This is a genomic window from Virgibacillus sp. M23 (assembly GCF_034190895.1).
GTDB lineage: Bacteria > Bacillota > Bacilli > Bacillales > Amphibacillaceae > Virgibacillus > Virgibacillus salarius.
This window is the reverse complement of record NZ_JAWDHA010000007.1, coordinates 100953-119041: the sequence shown is the minus strand read 5'-3', so window position 1 is coordinate 119041 and position 18089 is coordinate 100953. Positions and strand designations below refer to the sequence as shown.

At 36.4% G+C, this 18089-nt stretch carries 21 protein-coding genes; all 21 read left to right on the top strand.

Annotated elements, in window-relative coordinates; translation table 11 throughout:
- Positions 1–546 precede the first annotated feature (546 nt).
- The 21 genes from spoIIIAA (at position 547) to spoIVB (ending at position 18020) form a co-directional block, all read left to right on the top strand.
- Positions 547–1467 carry a stage III sporulation protein AA gene (gene spoIIIAA, locus RVS70_RS04685; protein WP_026681123.1) on the top strand — a complete coding sequence of 307 codons (921 nt, stop codon included), beginning with the start codon at positions 547–549 and terminating at the stop codon, positions 1465–1467.
- A 2-nt stretch (positions 1468–1469) separates the two neighbouring features.
- Positions 1470–1982 (top strand): stage III sporulation protein SpoIIIAB, encoded by a 513-nt coding sequence (spoIIIAB, locus tag RVS70_RS04680; RefSeq protein ID WP_026681122.1) that lies wholly within the window; start codon positions 1470–1472, stop codon positions 1980–1982.
- Positions 1983–2000: 18 nt separating this feature from the next.
- Positions 2001–2207, top strand: coding sequence for a stage III sporulation protein AC (spoIIIAC, locus tag RVS70_RS04675; protein WP_026681121.1), 207 nt, complete (start codon positions 2001–2003; stop codon positions 2205–2207).
- Positions 2208–2213: 6 nt separating this feature from the next.
- Entirely contained in the window at positions 2214–2606 is a 393-nt protein-coding gene (gene spoIIIAD / locus RVS70_RS04670; RefSeq protein WP_026681120.1) for a stage III sporulation protein AD, read from the top strand.
- 29 nt (positions 2607–2635) lie between these two features.
- Positions 2636–3811: a stage III sporulation protein AE gene (spoIIIAE, locus tag RVS70_RS04665; RefSeq protein WP_205388507.1), complete on the top strand. Its 1176-nt coding sequence runs from the start codon at positions 2636–2638 to the stop codon at positions 3809–3811.
- Positions 3812–3821: 10 nt separating this feature from the next.
- Positions 3822–4442 carry a stage III sporulation protein AF gene (spoIIIAF, locus tag RVS70_RS04660; protein ID WP_026681118.1) on the top strand — a complete coding sequence of 207 codons (621 nt, stop codon included), beginning with the start codon at positions 3822–3824 and terminating at the stop codon, positions 4440–4442.
- Positions 4439–5077, top strand: a complete 639-nt coding sequence (gene spoIIIAG / locus RVS70_RS04655; RefSeq protein ID WP_026681117.1) for a stage III sporulation protein AG — start codon at positions 4439–4441, stop codon at positions 5075–5077. Before spoIIIAF ends, spoIIIAG begins: the two co-directional genes overlap by 4 nt.
- Before the next feature lie 15 nt (positions 5078–5092).
- Positions 5093–5713 carry a SpoIIIAH-like family protein gene (locus RVS70_RS04650; protein ID WP_080668668.1) on the top strand — a complete coding sequence of 207 codons (621 nt, stop codon included), beginning with the start codon at positions 5093–5095 and terminating at the stop codon, positions 5711–5713.
- 242 nt (positions 5714–5955) lie between these two features.
- The gene (gene accB / locus RVS70_RS04645; RefSeq protein WP_026681116.1) at positions 5956–6453 is read left to right on the top strand and encodes an acetyl-CoA carboxylase biotin carboxyl carrier protein; all 498 of its coding nucleotides are present in this window, start codon (positions 5956–5958) and stop codon (positions 6451–6453) included.
- Between the two features lie 13 nt (positions 6454–6466).
- Complete coding sequence (gene accC / locus RVS70_RS04640) at positions 6467–7828, top strand: acetyl-CoA carboxylase biotin carboxylase subunit (RefSeq protein ID WP_026681115.1); 1362 nt, start codon at positions 6467–6469, stop codon at positions 7826–7828.
- 24 nt (positions 7829–7852) lie between these two features.
- The gene (locus RVS70_RS04635) at positions 7853–8239 is read left to right on the top strand and encodes an Asp23/Gls24 family envelope stress response protein (protein WP_026681114.1); all 387 of its coding nucleotides are present in this window, start codon (positions 7853–7855) and stop codon (positions 8237–8239) included.
- A gap of 147 nt (positions 8240–8386) precedes the next feature.
- Entirely contained in the window at positions 8387–8767 is a 381-nt protein-coding gene (gene nusB, locus RVS70_RS04630; protein WP_026681113.1) for a transcription antitermination factor NusB, read from the top strand.
- Positions 8768–8785: 18 nt separating this feature from the next.
- Positions 8786–9640: a bifunctional methylenetetrahydrofolate dehydrogenase/methenyltetrahydrofolate cyclohydrolase FolD gene (gene folD / locus RVS70_RS04625; RefSeq protein WP_026681112.1), complete on the top strand. Its 855-nt coding sequence runs from the start codon at positions 8786–8788 to the stop codon at positions 9638–9640.
- Positions 9637–10977, top strand: a complete 1341-nt coding sequence (gene xseA, locus RVS70_RS04620) for an exodeoxyribonuclease VII large subunit (protein WP_321132557.1) — start codon at positions 9637–9639, stop codon at positions 10975–10977. The genes folD and xseA overlap by 4 nt, the downstream gene beginning before the upstream one ends.
- 5 nt (positions 10978–10982) lie before the next feature.
- Positions 10983–11213 carry an exodeoxyribonuclease VII small subunit gene (locus tag RVS70_RS04615; RefSeq protein ID WP_026681110.1) on the top strand — a complete coding sequence of 77 codons (231 nt, stop codon included), beginning with the start codon at positions 10983–10985 and terminating at the stop codon, positions 11211–11213.
- A 2-nt stretch (positions 11214–11215) separates the two neighbouring features.
- A complete protein-coding gene (locus RVS70_RS04610; protein WP_281950161.1) occupies positions 11216–12100 on the top strand; it encodes a polyprenyl synthetase family protein in 885 nt (294 codons plus the stop codon).
- Positions 12101–12797: 697 nt separating this feature from the next.
- Positions 12798–13373 carry a hypothetical protein gene (locus RVS70_RS04605; RefSeq protein WP_121605065.1) on the top strand — a complete coding sequence of 192 codons (576 nt, stop codon included), beginning with the start codon at positions 12798–12800 and terminating at the stop codon, positions 13371–13373.
- An 18-nt stretch (positions 13374–13391) separates the two neighbouring features.
- Positions 13392–14222, top strand: a complete 831-nt coding sequence (locus tag RVS70_RS04600) for a TlyA family RNA methyltransferase (protein WP_121605066.1) — start codon at positions 13392–13394, stop codon at positions 14220–14222.
- A 31-nt stretch (positions 14223–14253) separates the two neighbouring features.
- Positions 14254–14703 (top strand): transcriptional regulator AhrC/ArgR, encoded by a 450-nt coding sequence (gene ahrC / locus RVS70_RS04595; protein ID WP_026681106.1) that lies wholly within the window; start codon positions 14254–14256, stop codon positions 14701–14703.
- A 24-nt stretch (positions 14704–14727) separates the two neighbouring features.
- Positions 14728–16485 carry a DNA repair protein RecN gene (gene recN, locus RVS70_RS04590; protein ID WP_121605067.1) on the top strand — a complete coding sequence of 586 codons (1758 nt, stop codon included), beginning with the start codon at positions 14728–14730 and terminating at the stop codon, positions 16483–16485.
- A 239-nt stretch (positions 16486–16724) separates the two neighbouring features.
- Positions 16725–18020 (top strand): SpoIVB peptidase, encoded by a 1296-nt coding sequence (gene spoIVB / locus RVS70_RS04585; RefSeq protein ID WP_051388309.1) that lies wholly within the window; start codon positions 16725–16727, stop codon positions 18018–18020.
- Positions 18021–18089: the final 69 nt, after the last annotated feature.

Below are 18089 nucleotides of genomic sequence, written 5' to 3'. Positions count from 1 at the left end.
AAAAAGTTAGCTGAAGGACAAACCCCACGGAAAGGGAAGTGGGCAGCCGGAGTGGTGGTCAAGCAGTAGCTATTATTCCATAATAGCTACTAGAGGGAGCGTAAATCTGAGCATTTAGTGATAAGGACTGAGCGAATTTTGCTCAGTTTTTTATAATAGTTTAGGAAACTATACAATTTGCCCATGTGTATAATTATGGACGTGTTGAGCCAGCACCTAGAAACGAGGCTAATTCATAAATCGTCCTCATCTAAGTCATCGTTGGCTTGCAAGCTCACCGTGTTTCCTTTATCTCCGTTGACTCGCTCCAGTCGCTACGTTTCTAATCGGGCGCTTGCCTTTTTGTTCTTGAATGAAAAAGTTAAGATTTGTTTGTCCTCAATAGATACAACTATTAAAGTTAAAAAGATCGACGTAGCGGAATGCTTAATAGTTTTACTAGAACCTACTACCTTAACCCTTATTGAACTACTTTTAAATAGGTCATAATTTGTCCAATAGCGCATACATTTACTAGTAAGCAATATAGAAAAGTGAGGGAAGATGATGGAGGAAGTATTGCGTTTATTCCCGGAACAAATAAGAAATGAAGTCAGTAGAAAAGTTGGGAGAAGGTGGGATGAATTAGAAGAAATTCGCTTACGGCTGAATAAACCTGTAGAGCTTATATTTCATGCAACGCATAAAACAGTCTATCATCCAATTCCAACTAAAGGTGATTTTGTTCACATGATTAATCAACTAAGTGAATTTTCTTTATATCGAATGGAAGATGAACTAAGAGAAGGTTATATGACGATAGAAGGTGGACATCGGGTTGGATTAGCAGGCAGAGTTAATACAATAAATGGCTCGGTTAAAGCAATTCAGTATATCACCTTTTTAAATATCAGAATTGCCAAAGAAAAGATAGGTGCAGCTTCAGAGGTAGTCCCATACCTCTATCAACAAGGTTACTTAAATACACTTATTGTTGGAGCTCCACAAACTGGAAAGACAACACTTATTCGTGATATTACACGCATTATCTCGTCAGGCTGGACGCATATTCCTCCACAAAAAGTAGGTGTTGTAGATGAGCGTTCAGAAATAGCCGCTTCGATTAAAGGAGTGCCGCAACATAATATAGGACCACGAACTGATGTGATGGACGCATGCCCAAAAGCAGAGGGTATGATGATGATGATACGTTCGATGTCACCACAAATACTAGTTGTTGATGAAATTGGCGGTAAGAGGGATGTGGATGCTTTACTAGAAGCAATTAATGCAGGGGTAGTAGTGATATGTAGTATTCATGGACAAACACTTGACGAATTAAACCGTCGTCCTTCTATTCAAGCGCTTTTACAGCAAGAAATATTTCAAAGAATTATCTTGCTGGACCGTACCTCCTCTCCAGGAAGTTTTCAGCATATATATGATGCTTATGGAAATAGCATATTAAGAAAGAAAATGGGAGGGTAATTATGCAATGGATAGGGGCACTTCTATTTATAGGAACAACTACTTGGATTGGATTTGAATGGAGTAATCGACTAGCAAATCGGCCAAAGCATATAAGACAAGTTAAAAATGCACTACAAATATTAGAGGCAGAAATGATGTACAGTCAATTACCTTTACAAGATGCGTTTGAATCCATAAAAAAACAAACACCTTTTCCAATTCATTCGTTTTTTGACCAATTGTATAAAAATATGAATAAAGATAGTAAGGATTTTTATGTTGTTTGGCAGAAATCCTTAGACGATTTAATGGACATTTCCAGTCTAGGAAATAACGAAAAAGAAATATTATTACAATTTGGCCAAACATTAGGTCAGCATGATTTTCTTCAACAGCAAAAGCATATTCAGCTAGCAGCTAATCATTTAGATCGCGAGCTAGAAAATGCAAGGGATTACTATCAAAAATACGGAAAAATGACTAAAAGCCTAGGTGTATTATGTGGCATATTTGTTGTATTACTGCTTCTATAGTTGAAAGGAGTTAACCCGATGTTTACAGATGCTTCTATCTTATTTCAAATAGCGGGAATAGGGATAATTGTAGCCCTAATCCATACGATATTGAAACAAATGGGAAAAGAGGAAATTGCTCAATTTGCAACGCTAATTGGTTTCATTATCGTACTAGTTTTAGTAATAAACGGTTTGTCTGATCTTTTTCAGCAGATCAAATCCGTATTTCTTTACCAAGGGTAACATCATATGGATATTTTACAAATTGTAACATTGGGCATAGTAGCTAGTATTCTCTATATTATTTTAAAGGATATTAATCGAACATTTGCATTCTTTGTAATTGTCATCACTGGTGTCATCATTTTTTTATCCATTATTCAACAAATCGGTTCTATCTTTCAATTAATTCAAACACTAGGTACGAAAGCTCAAGTGGATGGAATGTATTTAGAAACAATTTTGAAAATTATCGGGATAGCTTATATTGCTGAGCTTGGTGCAAGTATCACCAAAGATGCCGGACTCGAATCTGTCGCTTCCAAAATTGAACTTGCAGGTAAAATATTTATTCTATTGCTTGCTGTTCCAATAATTACAGCTGTAATTGAGGCTATATTACGCTTTTTACCAGCAACCTAACATAACCCAGAAAGGAGTATTCATGGTGGATGAAACATCATAAAAAATTCCGTATCCTTCTATTTGCTTTTTTCTTTTTCTTTCTGGGACAAGCTACTATTTCAGCGAATCCGAATATTCATGATGTTCAAGACGGAATGTTAGATGACATCTCATTGGAAGGCGTACAGAAATATTGGGGGGAACTAGTACAAGATTACGGTGGTTATCTTCCTGAATTAGAGAAAACTAGTGTTTACGAATTTATTAAAGACCAGGGTTCGTTTTCGCTAAAAAATACATTAATAGGACTCGTAGAATTTCTCTTTCATGAATTGCTACTTAATGGTAAATTACTCGGTTCTCTATTCATGCTTACACTCTTTTCTATCATGTTGCAAACCATGCATAATGCATTTGAAAAGAGTACGGTGAGTAAAATAGCGTATTTTGTCGTCTATATCGTGTTAATTTTTTTAGCGTTAAATAGCTTTTATTCCGCAGTATCTTATGCAAAAGATGCTATTGATACAATGAGTAGCTTTATGATTGCACTTTTACCACTAGTTTTAGGTTTGATGGCAACTTTTGGAAATGTGGTTGCCGTATCATTTTTTCATCCAATTATTATCTTTTTAATTCACGCATGCGGATTATTAATTTCAACATTTATATTGCCTTTATTATTTCTATCAGCACTATTAATTATTGTAAGCAGTCTGAATGAAAATTATAAGGTTACCCATTTGGCAAACTTATTCAAAACGGTAAGTTTAGGTGCACTTGGTATCTTTTTAACCATCTTTTTAAGTGTCATGTCTGTACAAGGAGCGGCCAGTGCTATACAAGATGGTGTCGCTATGAAAACAGCGAAGTTTATTACAGGAAATTTTATACCTGTAGTAGGACGTACCTTCACAGATGCTGCAGATACGATATTAAGTGCGTCCTTACTATTAAAAAATGCGATTGGCATCGTAGGTGTTTTAATTATATTATTTATTGCACTATTCCCTGCCTTAAAAATTTTTGCAATTGCGATTATATATAAGATAGCTGCAGCAGTATTACAACCAATTGGAGATGGACCAGTCATCACTACCTTAAACACAATAAGTAAATACATTGTATTTATCTTAGCGTGTTTGCTAGCTGTATCATTTATGTTTTTTCTAGCAATTGTAATTATTGTGGTAGCAAGTAATTTGACATTGCTTTTACGATAGGGGGACGAACATGCAGGTATTAATCCAATGGGTAACACAAATAATTTTGTTTTTACTCTTAGCGGCTATTATTGATTTACTAGTTCCCTCTAATTCCATGAAAAAATATATTAAATTAGTAGTTGGTTTAATCTTAATTTTAATTTTATTAAAACCAATTTTTTATATATTTCAGATTGATATTAATCAGGCGTTAGAAGCCTCTGTAGCACAGTTTGAACAGGAAACTACGGAAGGAAAATCAATGGAAAATTTAATTGAATCACAAAAAAATGAAATAGAAGACGCACAAGATGCATATATTTTAGAACAAATGGCTGTCCAATTAAAAGAATATGCTGAACAACCACTTCAGGAAGAATATCAAGTAGAGATAACGGATATTAAGTTCCAATTTGGTAACCAACAGGAGATGACCTTCAAAAACTTGGATGAAGTCATTGTTTATCTAAGAGAATCAAAAGATGGGGAGGGAGCAGTGAGTATAGTTGATGATGTTGTAATTGATACGGACAACCCTGATAACACAAACGAAGATGAGCAGTTGGAACAAATACAAGCATTGTTAAGAGAGGTATGGGAGCTCGATAACAAAAAAGTAACGTTGCAATGGGAGGGAGGGGCACCTTGAAAGAAAAAATAGAAAAATTATTCCAAAAATCAGACGGCACAAAAAAGCACCCACCAAAAAAATTGGGATACATTATTATTTTAGCTTTAGCAGGTATCTTGTTGCTCATCGTTGGAAATATATTTTCTTCTTCACCAGAAACGGCTGAGGAACAGCAATTGGAACAGCAAATAGAACAACCAATGGAACAACCTGCCAAAGAAACTGCTTCAAACAAATCAGCTACTACCTCTGACATGGAAGAACTGGAAACGATTTATACAAAGGACCTACAGGAGCTGTTAAACAAAATAAAAGGCGTATCGGAAGCAGAGGTCATGGTTAATTTAGAATCTACGAATATTAAAGTCTATGAGAAAAACCTCGTGAAAGGGCAACAAACAACAAAGGAATCTGATAAAAATGGCGGTACAAGAGAAGTAGAAGACTCGACCGAAGAGGCACAAACTGTACTGGTAAGGCAAGGTGAAAAAGAAGTTCCGTTACTAATACAAACAAAAAAACCAGAAGTACGTGGTGTTTTTGTTGTAGCTAAGGGTGCTGACCATGCAAGCGTTAAAAAATGGATTGTAGAGGCAGTTTCTAGAGTACTTGATGTACCGACACACAGAGTATCCGTAATGCCAAAGAATTAAAGGAGGAATTATTTTATGTTAAAAAAACAAACAGTTTGGTTACTTACGATGTTAAGTCTGATGATTGTATTAAGTGTGTATTATATGACATCACCAGACAGCGAGGATATAGCATATGTCAATAATGGACAAGACAATGATGAGGAAGCTGTTCCAACAGATTCTAATGAAACGGAAGGGGATGCCAAAGTAGATGAAATATCGAATTTGGGAGAAGATCAACTTTTCACTTCACTACGAATGGAATTAGAAGATAATCGAAGTGCACAGAAAGAGCGGTTAACAGATATTGTAGCTTCCAGCTCATCTACGCCTACAGAAAAGGAACAGGCTCTTGAAGAAATTGATGTATTAGAAAATTTGTCTTCAAAAGAAAAAATTTTAGAGGATAGTATTTTAGCTTCCGCTAACTATGAGGATGTCTTAGTAAGAACGATGGAAGACGATGAGAAAGTTGTCGTTCAATTGAAGGTTGAGGAAAAGTTGCCTAAATCACAAGCAGTTTCTATTATGCAAATGGTTCGAGATGAAATAGGCTATGAAGACGTAGATGTATCATTTGTTCCGTCTGAGAATAGCCAAGCAACTGAAGAAAATGCAGATGAGAATAAGGAAAGTAAAGAAGATCAAGAGTAGGTAAGCGAAGAGATCCGGGCAATAAACCATTGCTCGGATTCTTTGCTTTTGTCATGGACGAAGCACCCTTGTATTCGCTTTAATTATTGAGTATTGCTATAATAGAGAAGATATCGGAAGGTCATTTTTACATCTGTCTTTTAAGGTTAAACCTTGAAGTTTATATTGGACTTGTCGTAAAATATTAAGAGGAGTTATTAGTACCTAATAATAAGCTTGAAGACGAAAGGGTGCCAGCAGTAATGTTAAACGTACAAGAAATACAAGAAATTATAAAGTTAATTGATCAATCATCAATAGAAGAATTTACGTATGAAACGAACGGTACGACGGTTTCTTTGAAAAAATCTAGTCAAAAAAATCCTGTATCCGTTCAGGATAATCAAATACAGCCGACTACTAAGGTAGAGAACGTACAACAATCAGATGTAAAGGCAAATATTAAGAATGAACCAGTTGAAAACGAAGTTACATCAGAACAAAGTCAAGCTGTAGCTTATGATCATGAAATTGTATCTCCGATGGTGGGTACTTTTTACACTGCCCCATCTCCTGAAAAAGATGCGTTTGTATCAAAAGGAAGTAAAGTAGATGAGTCAACGGTTGTTTGTATTGTTGAAGCCATGAAATTATTTAATGAAATCGAAGCAGAAGTTTCAGGAGAAATCGTTGAAATATTGGTTGAAAATGGTGAGCTAGTTGAGTATGGTCAGCCATTATTCCGTGTAAACACTAAGTAAGGGGATGTAAAGAGTGATTAAAAAACTGTTAATTGCTAACAGAGGAGAAATAGCGGTCCGGATTATTCGAGCCTGCAAAGAATTAGATATTGAAACGGTAGCGGTTTATTCCGAAGCAGATAGTGAAGCACTACATGTTCAATTAGCAGATGAAGCATATTGCATCGGACCGAAGCAAAGTAAAGACAGCTATCTTAATTTCACCAATATAATGAGTGTTGCGATATTAACAGAAGTGGATGCTATCCACCCTGGATATGGTTTCTTAGCTGAAAATGCAGACTTTGCTGAGATCTGCCGAGCATGCAATATTACGTTTGTAGGACCAACTCCCGAAGCAATACAAAAGATGGGTATTAAGGACGTAGCTAGAAAAACAATGGACGAAGCAAACGTTCCAATTGTACCTGGTTCTAATGGTATTATTGAAAATGAAGAAGAAGCAAAAGTGGTTGCCAATGAAATTGGCTATCCCGTCATTATTAAAGCCACTGCTGGTGGTGGTGGTAAAGGTATTCGAGTAGCAAGATCGGAAGAGGAATTACTAAAAGGTATTGAGGTTACACAGAAAGAGGCAGAAACTTCTTTCGGTAATGCTGGTGTATACATTGAGAAATATATTGAAGACTTTCGCCATGTGGAAATACAAGTACTAGCAGATAGACACGGAAATGTTATTCATTTAGGAGAGAGAGATTGTACAATCCAACGAAGATTGCAAAAGTTAGTTGAAGAATCACCTTCTCCTGCGTTAACACCTGAAATAAGGAAGAAGATGGGAGAAGCTTCTGTGAAAGCTGCACGTGCTGTAGGTTATGAAGGTGCGGGAACTATTGAATACATTTTTGATCGGACAAGTAATGCCTTTTATTTTATGGAAATGAATACACGTATTCAAGTAGAGCATCCGGTTACCGAAATGGTCACTGGAGTTGATTTAATAAAAGAGCAGATTAAAGTCGCTAATAATGAAGAGCTATCCATAAAGCAATCCGATGTAACACTAGAAGGCTGGGCAATTGAATGTCGAATTAATGCAGAAAATCCATTTAAAAACTTTATGCCGTCAGCAGGAACTATTGAAATGTATTTACCTCCAGGTGGATTAGGAGTGAGAGTAGACTCTGCTGTATACTCTGATTATCGAATTCCTCCGTATTATGATTCTATGGTTGCGAAATTAATTACCTATGGAAAAACAAGAGAGGAAGCAGTTAAACGAATGAAACGGGCGCTAGATGAATTTGTTGTGGAAGGTGTTTATACGACTATTCCATTTCATCGTTTAATTATGGATCATGAAGTATTCATCAACGGGGACTTTAATACAAAGTTCTTAGAAGAAAATCCAATAGTACAAGACAAAACGGAATAAACATAGACTAAAAGGAGTGAGCAAATGAGTGAACAACCATTACTAAATGTGAGTGATGATCGTTTAGGAAAAGTAGAAATTGCTCCCGAAGTTATTGAAGTTATTGCAGGTATAGCGGCTACTGAAGTAGATGGTTTATACGCGATGCGTGGTAATTTTGCCTCTGGAGTGGCTGAAAGATTTGGTAAGAAAGCGCATAGTAAAGGGGTAAAGGTGGAATTGACAGATAATGGAATTTTAATCGACTTATTTGTTATTTTAAACTTTGGTGTATCTATCCCCCAGGTTGCACAAATGCTACAAACGAATATTAGACAGACGCTGAAAAATATGACAGCTTTAGAAATTGATGAAATTAACGTTCATGTTGTAGGGATACAAATGGAAGGAACAGACGATGTAGATGAATAAGAAGAGAGGTCAAAAGGAATATTAGATCCTTTTTTGACCTCTTTTTTTTGATAATTAGCATGGTATTCAGTCTTAATGTTGATTCTAGCATTGGTGATATAATCATGTTATGATTTGTAAGAGATATGTTAAAAGGAGCTATAAGCAATGAACAGACATACAGCAAGAGAAAAGGCATTTCAAATATTGTTTCAGTTAGATGTAAATGACAATAAACCAGCCGAGGCTATGGAGCACTTTCTTGAAAATGAGACGAAAGATGCCTTTTTAACCATGCTCGTAGAAGGTGTGGCAAGAAATAAGGAAGAAATTGATAAAATGCTTTCAGAGAAGCTAGAAAATTGGTCGATAGATCGAATAGCGTCTGTTGAAAAAACAATATTACGTATTGCTATCTTTGAAATCAGCTATGTAGAGGACATACCTGATAATGTTTCCATTAACGAAGCAATTGAGCTAGGAAATACATATGGAGATGATAACTCAGGAAAATTTATAAATGGTGTTCTATCAAAATTTGTTCAATAAACGAAGGGGATGTCGTGAATGACTGCAGAAATAATCAATGGAAAAGCGTTAGCCGATGAACTCCGAAATGAAATGAAAGTAGAGGTAGAAGAGCTAAAAAAGCAAGGAATATATCCACATTTAACCGTTGTATTAGTTGGTGATAATCCAGCTTCTAAATCATATGTTAACGGAAAAGAAAAAGCTTGTAGGGAAACAGGGATATCCTCGGATTTAATTGAGTTGCCAACTTCTATTACTGAGGAAGAATTACTAGCACTGATTGAAAGGCTCAATCAAGATTCGGCGGTACATGGTATCCTTGTTCAGCTACCACTTCCCACTCATATCCGTGAACAACAAATTATTGAGACAATACACCCTAATAAAGACGTAGATGGATTTCATCCTATAAGTATTGGAAGAATGATGGCTGGTATGAATACATTTTTACCTTGCACCCCATTTGGAATAGTGACAATGCTCCAATCAAAACATATTCCAATGGAAGGAAAACATGCTGTTATTATTGGAAGAAGTAATATTGTTGGTAAGCCTGTCGGTCAGTTATTATTAAATGAAAATGCTACTGTTACATATTGTCATTCTCGAACGAAGGATTTACAGCAGTTTACAAAACAAGCGGATATCTTGATTGTTGCTGTTGGAAGGCCAAATGCTATTCATGCAAACGATATAAAGGAAGGTGCGACGGTCATCGATGTCGGTATAAATCGGTTGGAGGATGGCTCATTAACTGGAGATGTAGATTTCGAAAGCGCAAAAGAAAAAGCGGCATTCATCACTCCTGTTCCCAGAGGTGTAGGTCCAATGACAATTACAATGCTTTTAAAAAATACAATAAAAGCAGCTGAAGGATTAGAGAAATTGTGAATGATAAGTATTTAACAGTTACTGCGCTTACAAAGTATATAAAGCGAAAAATAGACACTGATCCGCATTTAAGTGATGTTTGGCTGCGCGGGGAAATTTCTAATTTTAAGCATCATTCAAGAGGACATATGTATTTAACCATCAAGGATGATCAATCGAGAATACAAGCTGTTATGTTTGCTGGGAATAATCGAAGGTTGAAATTCACTCCAGAAAATGGAATGAACGTTTTAATTAAAGGCGAAATTAGTGTGTTTGAAGCCTACGGACAGTATCAGTTATATATTCAGCAAATGGAACCTGATGGGATCGGAGCTTTATACGTAGCGTTTGAGCAGCTAAAGGAAAAGCTACAGAAACAAGGATATTTTAATGAACACCACAAGAAACCAATACCTGAGATACCTACTCATATTGGTGTTATTACTTCGCCTACAGGAGCAGCGGTTCGAGATATTATTACTACCATTAAACGGCGATTTCCAATCGCTGAAGTTACTGTTTTACCAGTTCTTGTCCAAGGTACGGAATCTCCAGTGTCCATTAGTCAAGCTATAGAGGTAGCTAACACAAAATCTCTATTCGATGTACTAATCATTGGTAGAGGTGGGGGATCCATTGAAGAACTATGGAGTTTTAACGAGGAGATAGTGGCTAAAGCGATTTTTAACTCTACAATTCCAATTATTTCGGCAGTCGGTCATGAAACAGATGTAACGATTAGTGACTTTGTTGCAGATCTGCGAGCTCCCACTCCTACAGGTGCTGCAGAGTTAGCGGTTCCGTCAAGACAAGAATTAAAGGATAAGGTTTCCACATTAAAGCGAATGCTCATCAAAGACTTAAATCAGCAGTTAAAGCAACATAAGCAACATCTAAGTAGACTTCGACAGTCATATGCTTTTCGATATCCAGTGCAATTGCTCAAACAAAAAGAACAGGAATTGGATACAAGAACGGATCAATTGAATAAATCAATGACTAATCATTTAGGAGAGGGTCATCAGAACTACCAGCATTTGTATATACGTTTTATTTATCAACAGCCAGTCAAGCAGTTGGAGAGATCTAAACAGCAATTAAAACAACTAATGAAGCAACAGCAAAAAATAATGCAACAGACTATCACACAAAAATCAGAAAGATTAGCAAATAATCTGGATAAGTTAAGTTTACTAAATCCTTTAGAAATTATGAAAAGAGGTTTTTCCATTTCTTATTCTGAAGATGGAACTATTATTAAATCAGTAAGTCAGGTAAAGAAAGCTGATCGAGTTACTGTAAAGATGATGGATGGAGATATTACTTGTGATGTTGTAAGGGTAGAGGAGGAATAATAAAAATGTCGGACAATGAACTTTCCTTTGAGGAAGCAATGGCACAGCTGGAGAAAATAGTAGAAAAGCTGGAAACAGGGGACGTACCTTTAGAAAAAGCGATTGATTACTATCAAGATGGAATGAAGCTATCTAAACTATGTAATGATAAGCTAATCCACGTAGAAGAAAAGATGACAAAGATTATGAATGAGCAAGGGGAACTTGAACCTTTTCATATCCAGGAGGAAGAATGACAGTGTTGCGTAATATGAAAGATTATTTACAGGAATACAGACAATTGATTGATAAAACCCTTCTGGAAAAATTGGATACCATCCAAATTCCTGAAACGTTAAAACAATCAATGATTTATTCTGTTAAAGCTGGCGGAAAACGATTAAGACCAATTTTATTATTAGCAAGCTATGAGGTTTATGGAAAGAAAACGGCTATTACACTGACAACTGCGGCAGCTTTAGAGATGATCCACACTTATTCACTCATTCATGACGATCTACCCGCGATGGATGATGATGACTATCGACGAGGAATGTTGACAAATCATAAAGCTTTTGATGAGGCAACAGCAATTTTAGCTGGTGATGCATTGCTTACATACAGCTTCGAACTAATAGCTAATGATTCTCAATTGACTGCTGATCAAAAGGTAGAAATACTCCAGGTATTAACAGAAGCAAGTGGGCCTAAAGGTATGGTAGCTGGGCAAATTTTAGATATGCAAGCAGAGAATCAACCGGTAACCCTAGAGGAGCTTGAACAAATTCATGCACATAAAACAGGTGAACTATTACGGTTTGCGGTCTATGCTGGGGCATTTCTTGGAGGAGCATCAAGGACAGAACTCATGCATCTAAAAGAATTCTCTTATTATTTGGGATTAATTTTTCAAGTTCAGGATGATATTCTAGATATAATGGGAGATGAAACAAAGCTTGGTAAACCTGTCGGTAGTGATGAATCAAATCAGAAAAGTACCTATCCAAAATTGCTAGGGCTTGAAGGTGCTATCGAAAAGAAAACGTGGTATGTAGATAAGGCTAAAGCGGCATTACAAAAAGCTAATGCACAAGAATCGGTGTTAATGGATTTAACGGAGTATTTTAGTCAACGAGACCATTAAAATCAGAAATAGAACTTTCCTTTTAAATATGCTATAATTAAACTAACAAAGGAATGGTGCAGTATTCTAGTCAGTTCTCCGTACCTGAAGGCGGGCCTAAAAATCCGCCAAAGGGCACATCGATGAAGTTCCTTGTGTAGGCTTGAGGCGCCCAGCCTTGGGTCTATGCTGGGAGTTAAGGTTTTCGGGCGATCCACAAAGGCATGTGGGCGTTGACCCGATTACCGCGGAGGCCCATCTCTGTAGTGATAGCTAAGCCTAGTTATCATTATGGAATGGGGTATGAACCTGCAGATATGGTAAGGGACACCTAATATGCAGCGTAGCCTGCCTTGAGTGGTGCCTGAGGGGATTAGAGTCTTAAAATAACAAATTAGATGGCCACTAGTTTGCTTATTTTCATCTCTATGAAATCAGCACTGCAAAAGAGGCTAGGGAGCGGTTAAGAACTGTTGAGGAAATCTCCTAGACTGTTCGTATGACATATAAAAGGGATTATAGTGTGGACTAAGTGGTAATCCAGTCTAGCTTTTGGCGACGAAGCTAAGTTGATTTTAAAGGGGAACCGCCTTTCGTGGCAACACGGGGTAGTCAACTGGGAAAACCTACTGGACCTAAGCCACAGTTTTTACCTTTTACATGACCATTCCTTCTCTTACATAAAAAGAATGAATATCTTATATAATAGAGGTATGAAATGAAATCACACGTAAAACGATCGATTAAATTTAGTCTAACTATTGCCGTTATCACTTTTGTGTTAGCGGCTATTTTTTCAATTATCTCGTCATCTATATTGAGTGGAGTTATTTGGATAATTGGTTTACTTCTTGTATTTATGATAGTATTTGTCGGCGTTGTATTTGATATGTTAGGTATTGCTTCTACAGCTGCTGATGAGGCACCGTTTCATGCAATGGCCGCAGAAAAAGTAACAGGCGCTAAAGAAGCGGTTATCATTATCCGAAATGCTGATAGGTTTGCTAGCTTTTGTAATGATGTGATAGGAGATATTTCAGGTATAGTGAGTGGAACAGCTTCAGCCATTGTTGTATTACAAATGGCAAATTTATTAGGTCATGGAGAAGGATCGACCGTTCAAATAACGATTTCTGTTCTACTGACAAGTGTAGTTGCTGCTATTACTGTTGGAGGTAAGGCGCTAGGCAAATTTTTTGCGATAAATGCCTCAACCTCGATTATTTTCTTCGCTGGAAAAGTAATATCTGTTATAGAAAATAAATTAAAAATAAGAATACTACCCAAAAATTAGTAATAAAGGAAACGACTAATGAGTAAAAAAAAACGATTAGATGTATTATTAGTAGAAAAAAACTTAGTGGAATCGAGAGAACGAGCAAAACGTATGATCATGGCTGGCCTTGTATTTAATGAACATGAACGATTGGACAAGCCAGGAATGAAGATTGATGAAGAAACTCCGTTAACCGTTAAGGGTAAATTACTACCGTACGTTGGTAGGGGAGGACTGAAGCTAGAAAAAGCATTGCAAACATTTGATATCTCTACTGAAAATAAAATTATGGTGGATGTTGGTTCATCAACCGGAGGATTTACTGATTGTGCTTTGCAAAATGGGGCACAACTATGTTATGCCATTGATGTTGGTTATAATCAGCTCGATTGGAAGTTACGAAATGATGATCGTGTAGTAGTTATGGAACGTACAAACTTTCGATATGTCACCCCTGAAATGTTAACACAGGGTAAACCAAATTTTGCTACAATTGATGTTTCATTCATATCCTTAAAGCTTATTTTACCAGTCTTAAAACGATTACTTACTGAAAACAGTGATATTGTTGCTTTAATTAAACCTCAATTTGAAGCTGGGAAAGAACAAGTAGGAAAAAAAGGTATTGTTCGAGATGAAAATGTACATCAGTCTGTATTGTCAACCATTGTTGATTTTGCTATGAGTGAATCATATGATCTATTTGATATAACTCACTCACCGATTACTGGCGGTGATGGCAACATAGAATTTCTGGCACACTTTGGCTGGCAAAAAGAAAAAAAAGGAATTACAGTTACGGATGTCGAAATAGAAGATGTAGTTAAAAAGGCACATGCTGAACTACAAAAAGCAGAGAGAAAGTAAATGAGCTTGAAATGGGAAATGGGGGCGCCCTATGAGTAAGGTACAACGTCATATAAAGATTCGTGCATTAATTACAGAAAATGAAATAGAGACACAGGATGAACTTGTCGATCACTTAAAACGCTTAGGTTATAATATTACACAGGCGACTGTTTCACGTGACATAAAAGAATTGCACTTAGTAAAGGTTCCAGCAACGAACGGGAAATACAAGTATAGCTTACCTGCTGATCAAAGATTTAATCCGTTAGATAAGTTAAAGCGATTAATTATGGATGCATTTGTGAAAATTGAACATGCTAGCCATTTTATTGTGTTAAAAACGTTGCCTGGAAATGCCCATGCCGTTGGTGTGTTAATTGATAATTTGGATTGGGAAGAGATCATGGGGACAATTTGTGGAGACGATACATGTTTAATCATTTGCAGAACAGAAGCAGACTCGGAAATTATTAAAGAACGTTTTATAGAGATGCTGTAGAGTTGGGATGAGGTGAGTGATGGCGTGCTAACAGAGTTATCTATACAGGATTTTGCTATAATTAATAAAATTTCAATTACCTTCCATGATGGTCTCACTGTATTAACCGGAGAGACAGGTGCTGGGAAATCCATTATTATAGATGCAGTGCAATTACTTGCGGGTGGAAGAGGTTCCGTTGAGTTTGTCAGGTATGGAACGAAAAAAGCTGATATTGAAGGTTTGTTTACAATAGATGATAAGTCGCATGCTATTTATGAAATCGGAAGACAGTATGGTATTGAAATTCAAGATGAGCAAATTGTTCTTCGGCGTACGATAACTGCGAATGGGAAGAGTATTTGTCGCGTAAATAGCAAGCTAGTTACATTGGCAATACTACGTGAATTTGGAAAAGCGCTAATTGATATTCATAGCCAGCATGAAACACAATCACTAATGGACCCAGATAATCATATTGATTTATTGGATCAGTATAATGCTGCACAAATAGGACGAGCTAAAGAAGAGTATATTCGCTTATATGAGGAATTAAGTAATTTAAAAACTCGTTATCGCAAACTAAGCGAAAACGAGCAAGAAACAGCACAGCGGCTTGACTTGCTTGAATTTCAAATGACGGAACTGGCATCTGCGGATTTGGAGCCTAACGAGGATCAAAGGTTAGAAGAGGAAAGAAGCTCTTTAGCCAATTATGAACGCATTTACGCTGCGTTACAAATAGCCTATAACGCTCTATATGGTGATCAAAAAGGGCTTGAATGGGTTACAACTGCACAAACAGCTTTACAGGATAATGGTAGGTACGACACATTTATTGCTGGAAAAGCAGAGGAAATTGGGAATTATTTCTTTGGCTTAGAAGAGCTAACCCATGATTTAGGGAATTATCTAGAGTCTATGCAGTATGATCCAGAGCGGTTAAATGAAATAGAAGCTCGACTTAGCGAAATTAACCGCTTAAAGAAAAAGTATGGCTCAAGCGTTGATGAAATATTAGAGTACATGGCTAAAATTGAAGAGGAAATGGAAGAAATAAAAAATAAGGATTCCCATTTATCAAAATTAGAAAAACAAATAAATGAAAAAGCAAAGGATGCTTATTTAGAAGCGGAAGAATTACACGCGCTTCGTTTAAAGGCAGCGAATGCTTTAACGAAAGAAATTCATGATGAATTAAAAGGACTATATTTAGATAAAGCTGCATTTTCTGTATCATTCGAACATGAAAACATGGATCAATATATCCGTAGTGATGAATATCATGCAATAAATCTCCATCAAAAAGGATATGATCAGGTTAAATTCATGATTTCTACGAATCCGGGCGAGCCATTAAAAGAACTAAGTAAAGTTGCTTCTGGTGGCGAACTGTCACGAATTATGTTAGCACTTAAAAAGATATTCGCTAGAAATCAAGGTGTTACGAGTGTTATATTTGATGAGGTAGATACAGGTGTGAGTGGCAGAGTAGCACAAGCTATAGCAGAGAAAATTCATCATATTTCTAAGGAATCACAGGTGCTTTGTATCACACATCTCCCACAAGTAGCTGCAATGGCTGATACGCATAAATTAATTGAAAAGCAGACACAGAACGATCGAACGCATACGATGGTTAGTGAATTATCAATCGATTATCAAATAAATGAATTAGCAAGAATGATTACGGGAACCAAACTTACAGATACAGCCGTAGAGCATGCACGTGAAATGTTGGAAATGGCTGTGAATTATAAATCAAAAAAGAAGCATAATATGAAGGATAAAGCCAGAAAATAGAATATCTGGCTTTTTTATATGCATTGGTATTTACTTTATTCCATCGTTAGTAATATCATACATGTATTTTTGTTACCCTCCGCAAGAAGTCTACATATACATACGAAAGCTTCTTAAACAAAGGTAATGTTAGGTAGCACACTTATGTTTCACCAGTTTAAAACAAATGCTAGTAGGTCAAATTAGGAGTACAGAAAAACACAAGTGGTTTTGGGTTGGAACGAGGAGAGTGAAATAATTTGAACGGGAAACAGACAAGAAAATTTCGATTTTGGATAGGTTTTGTGCTCCTTATTATTGTGTTTGCATTTCCTTTTTTTGCCCCGATTCAGAAGTATTTATCGATCCCTAGCGAGATTATCACGCTAAATAATAATGCTCCAATTACGTTGCCGACGCTAGGAGAAAATGTCGACCTAAAAGGCTCAACAAAAACAATACAAACTACAAATTCAAATAAAGTTTATGCCAATGATTACGAGAAAAGTCAAGCATTTTATGAATTTGCAGGTTTACCAATAAAGAATGTTGATGTAAATGTTTTAGACGATTTAAAGGTTATTCCTGGTGGACAATCCATAGGTGTACAGCTACACACAAAGGGTGTTTTAGTTGTTGGACACCATTTAGTTAATGGTAAGCAAGGAGAAACTTCCCCAGGAGAAAATGCAAATATAAAAGTAGGGGACGTTATCTTAGAGATAAATGGAAATGAGATAAAAAAGATGAAGGATGTTAAACCATATGTAGAAAAAGCAGGTGAAGAAAGCAATTCACTTGATATCAAGTTAAAAAGAGGAAAAGAAACGATAACAACAAAGCTAAAGCCTACGCTAGATAGTATGGAAAACGACTATAAAATCGGGCTCTATATTCGAGATTCGGCAGCAGGTATTGGAACAATGACGTTTTATGAACCTAAATCAAAAAAATACGGTGCATTAGGACATGTGATTTCAGATATGGATACAAAAAAACCGATTGAGATCTATAATGGTTCTATCGTTCGTTCATCAGTAACGTCGATTGAAAAAGGAAATAACGGAATTCCGGGAGAAAAACAAGCAAAATTTTCTGCGGAAGATCATAAAATAGGGTCGATTACAAAGAATAGCCCTTTTGGAATATTTGGCAAATTAAACGATGAAATGTCTAATGGAAAGTGGGATGAGCCTATGCCTGTTGCTTTATCTCATGAAGTAAAAGAAGGCCCTGCAAAAATCTTGACTGTTGTTGAGGGTGAACAGGTCCAAGAGTATGACATTGAAATTGTAAGTAGCGTGCCGCAAAAATTTCCTGCAACCAAAGGAATGGTTATACAAATTACAGATGAAGAATTGCTTAATGAAACTGGGGGAATAGTACAAGGGATGAGCGGAAGTCCAATCATTCAAAACGGAAAAATTATCGGTGCTGTTACCCATGTTTTCGTAAATGACCCTACATCTGGTTATGGTGTTCATCTTGAGTGGATGTTACAAGATGCGGGTATTGATATTTATAAAAAAGAAAAACAAACAAATAAAGCTAGTTAAAGGCTTGACTTGTATGGAGTATTCCATTACAAGTCTTTTTCTTTTTTGTCTTAACATATAGCAATATTA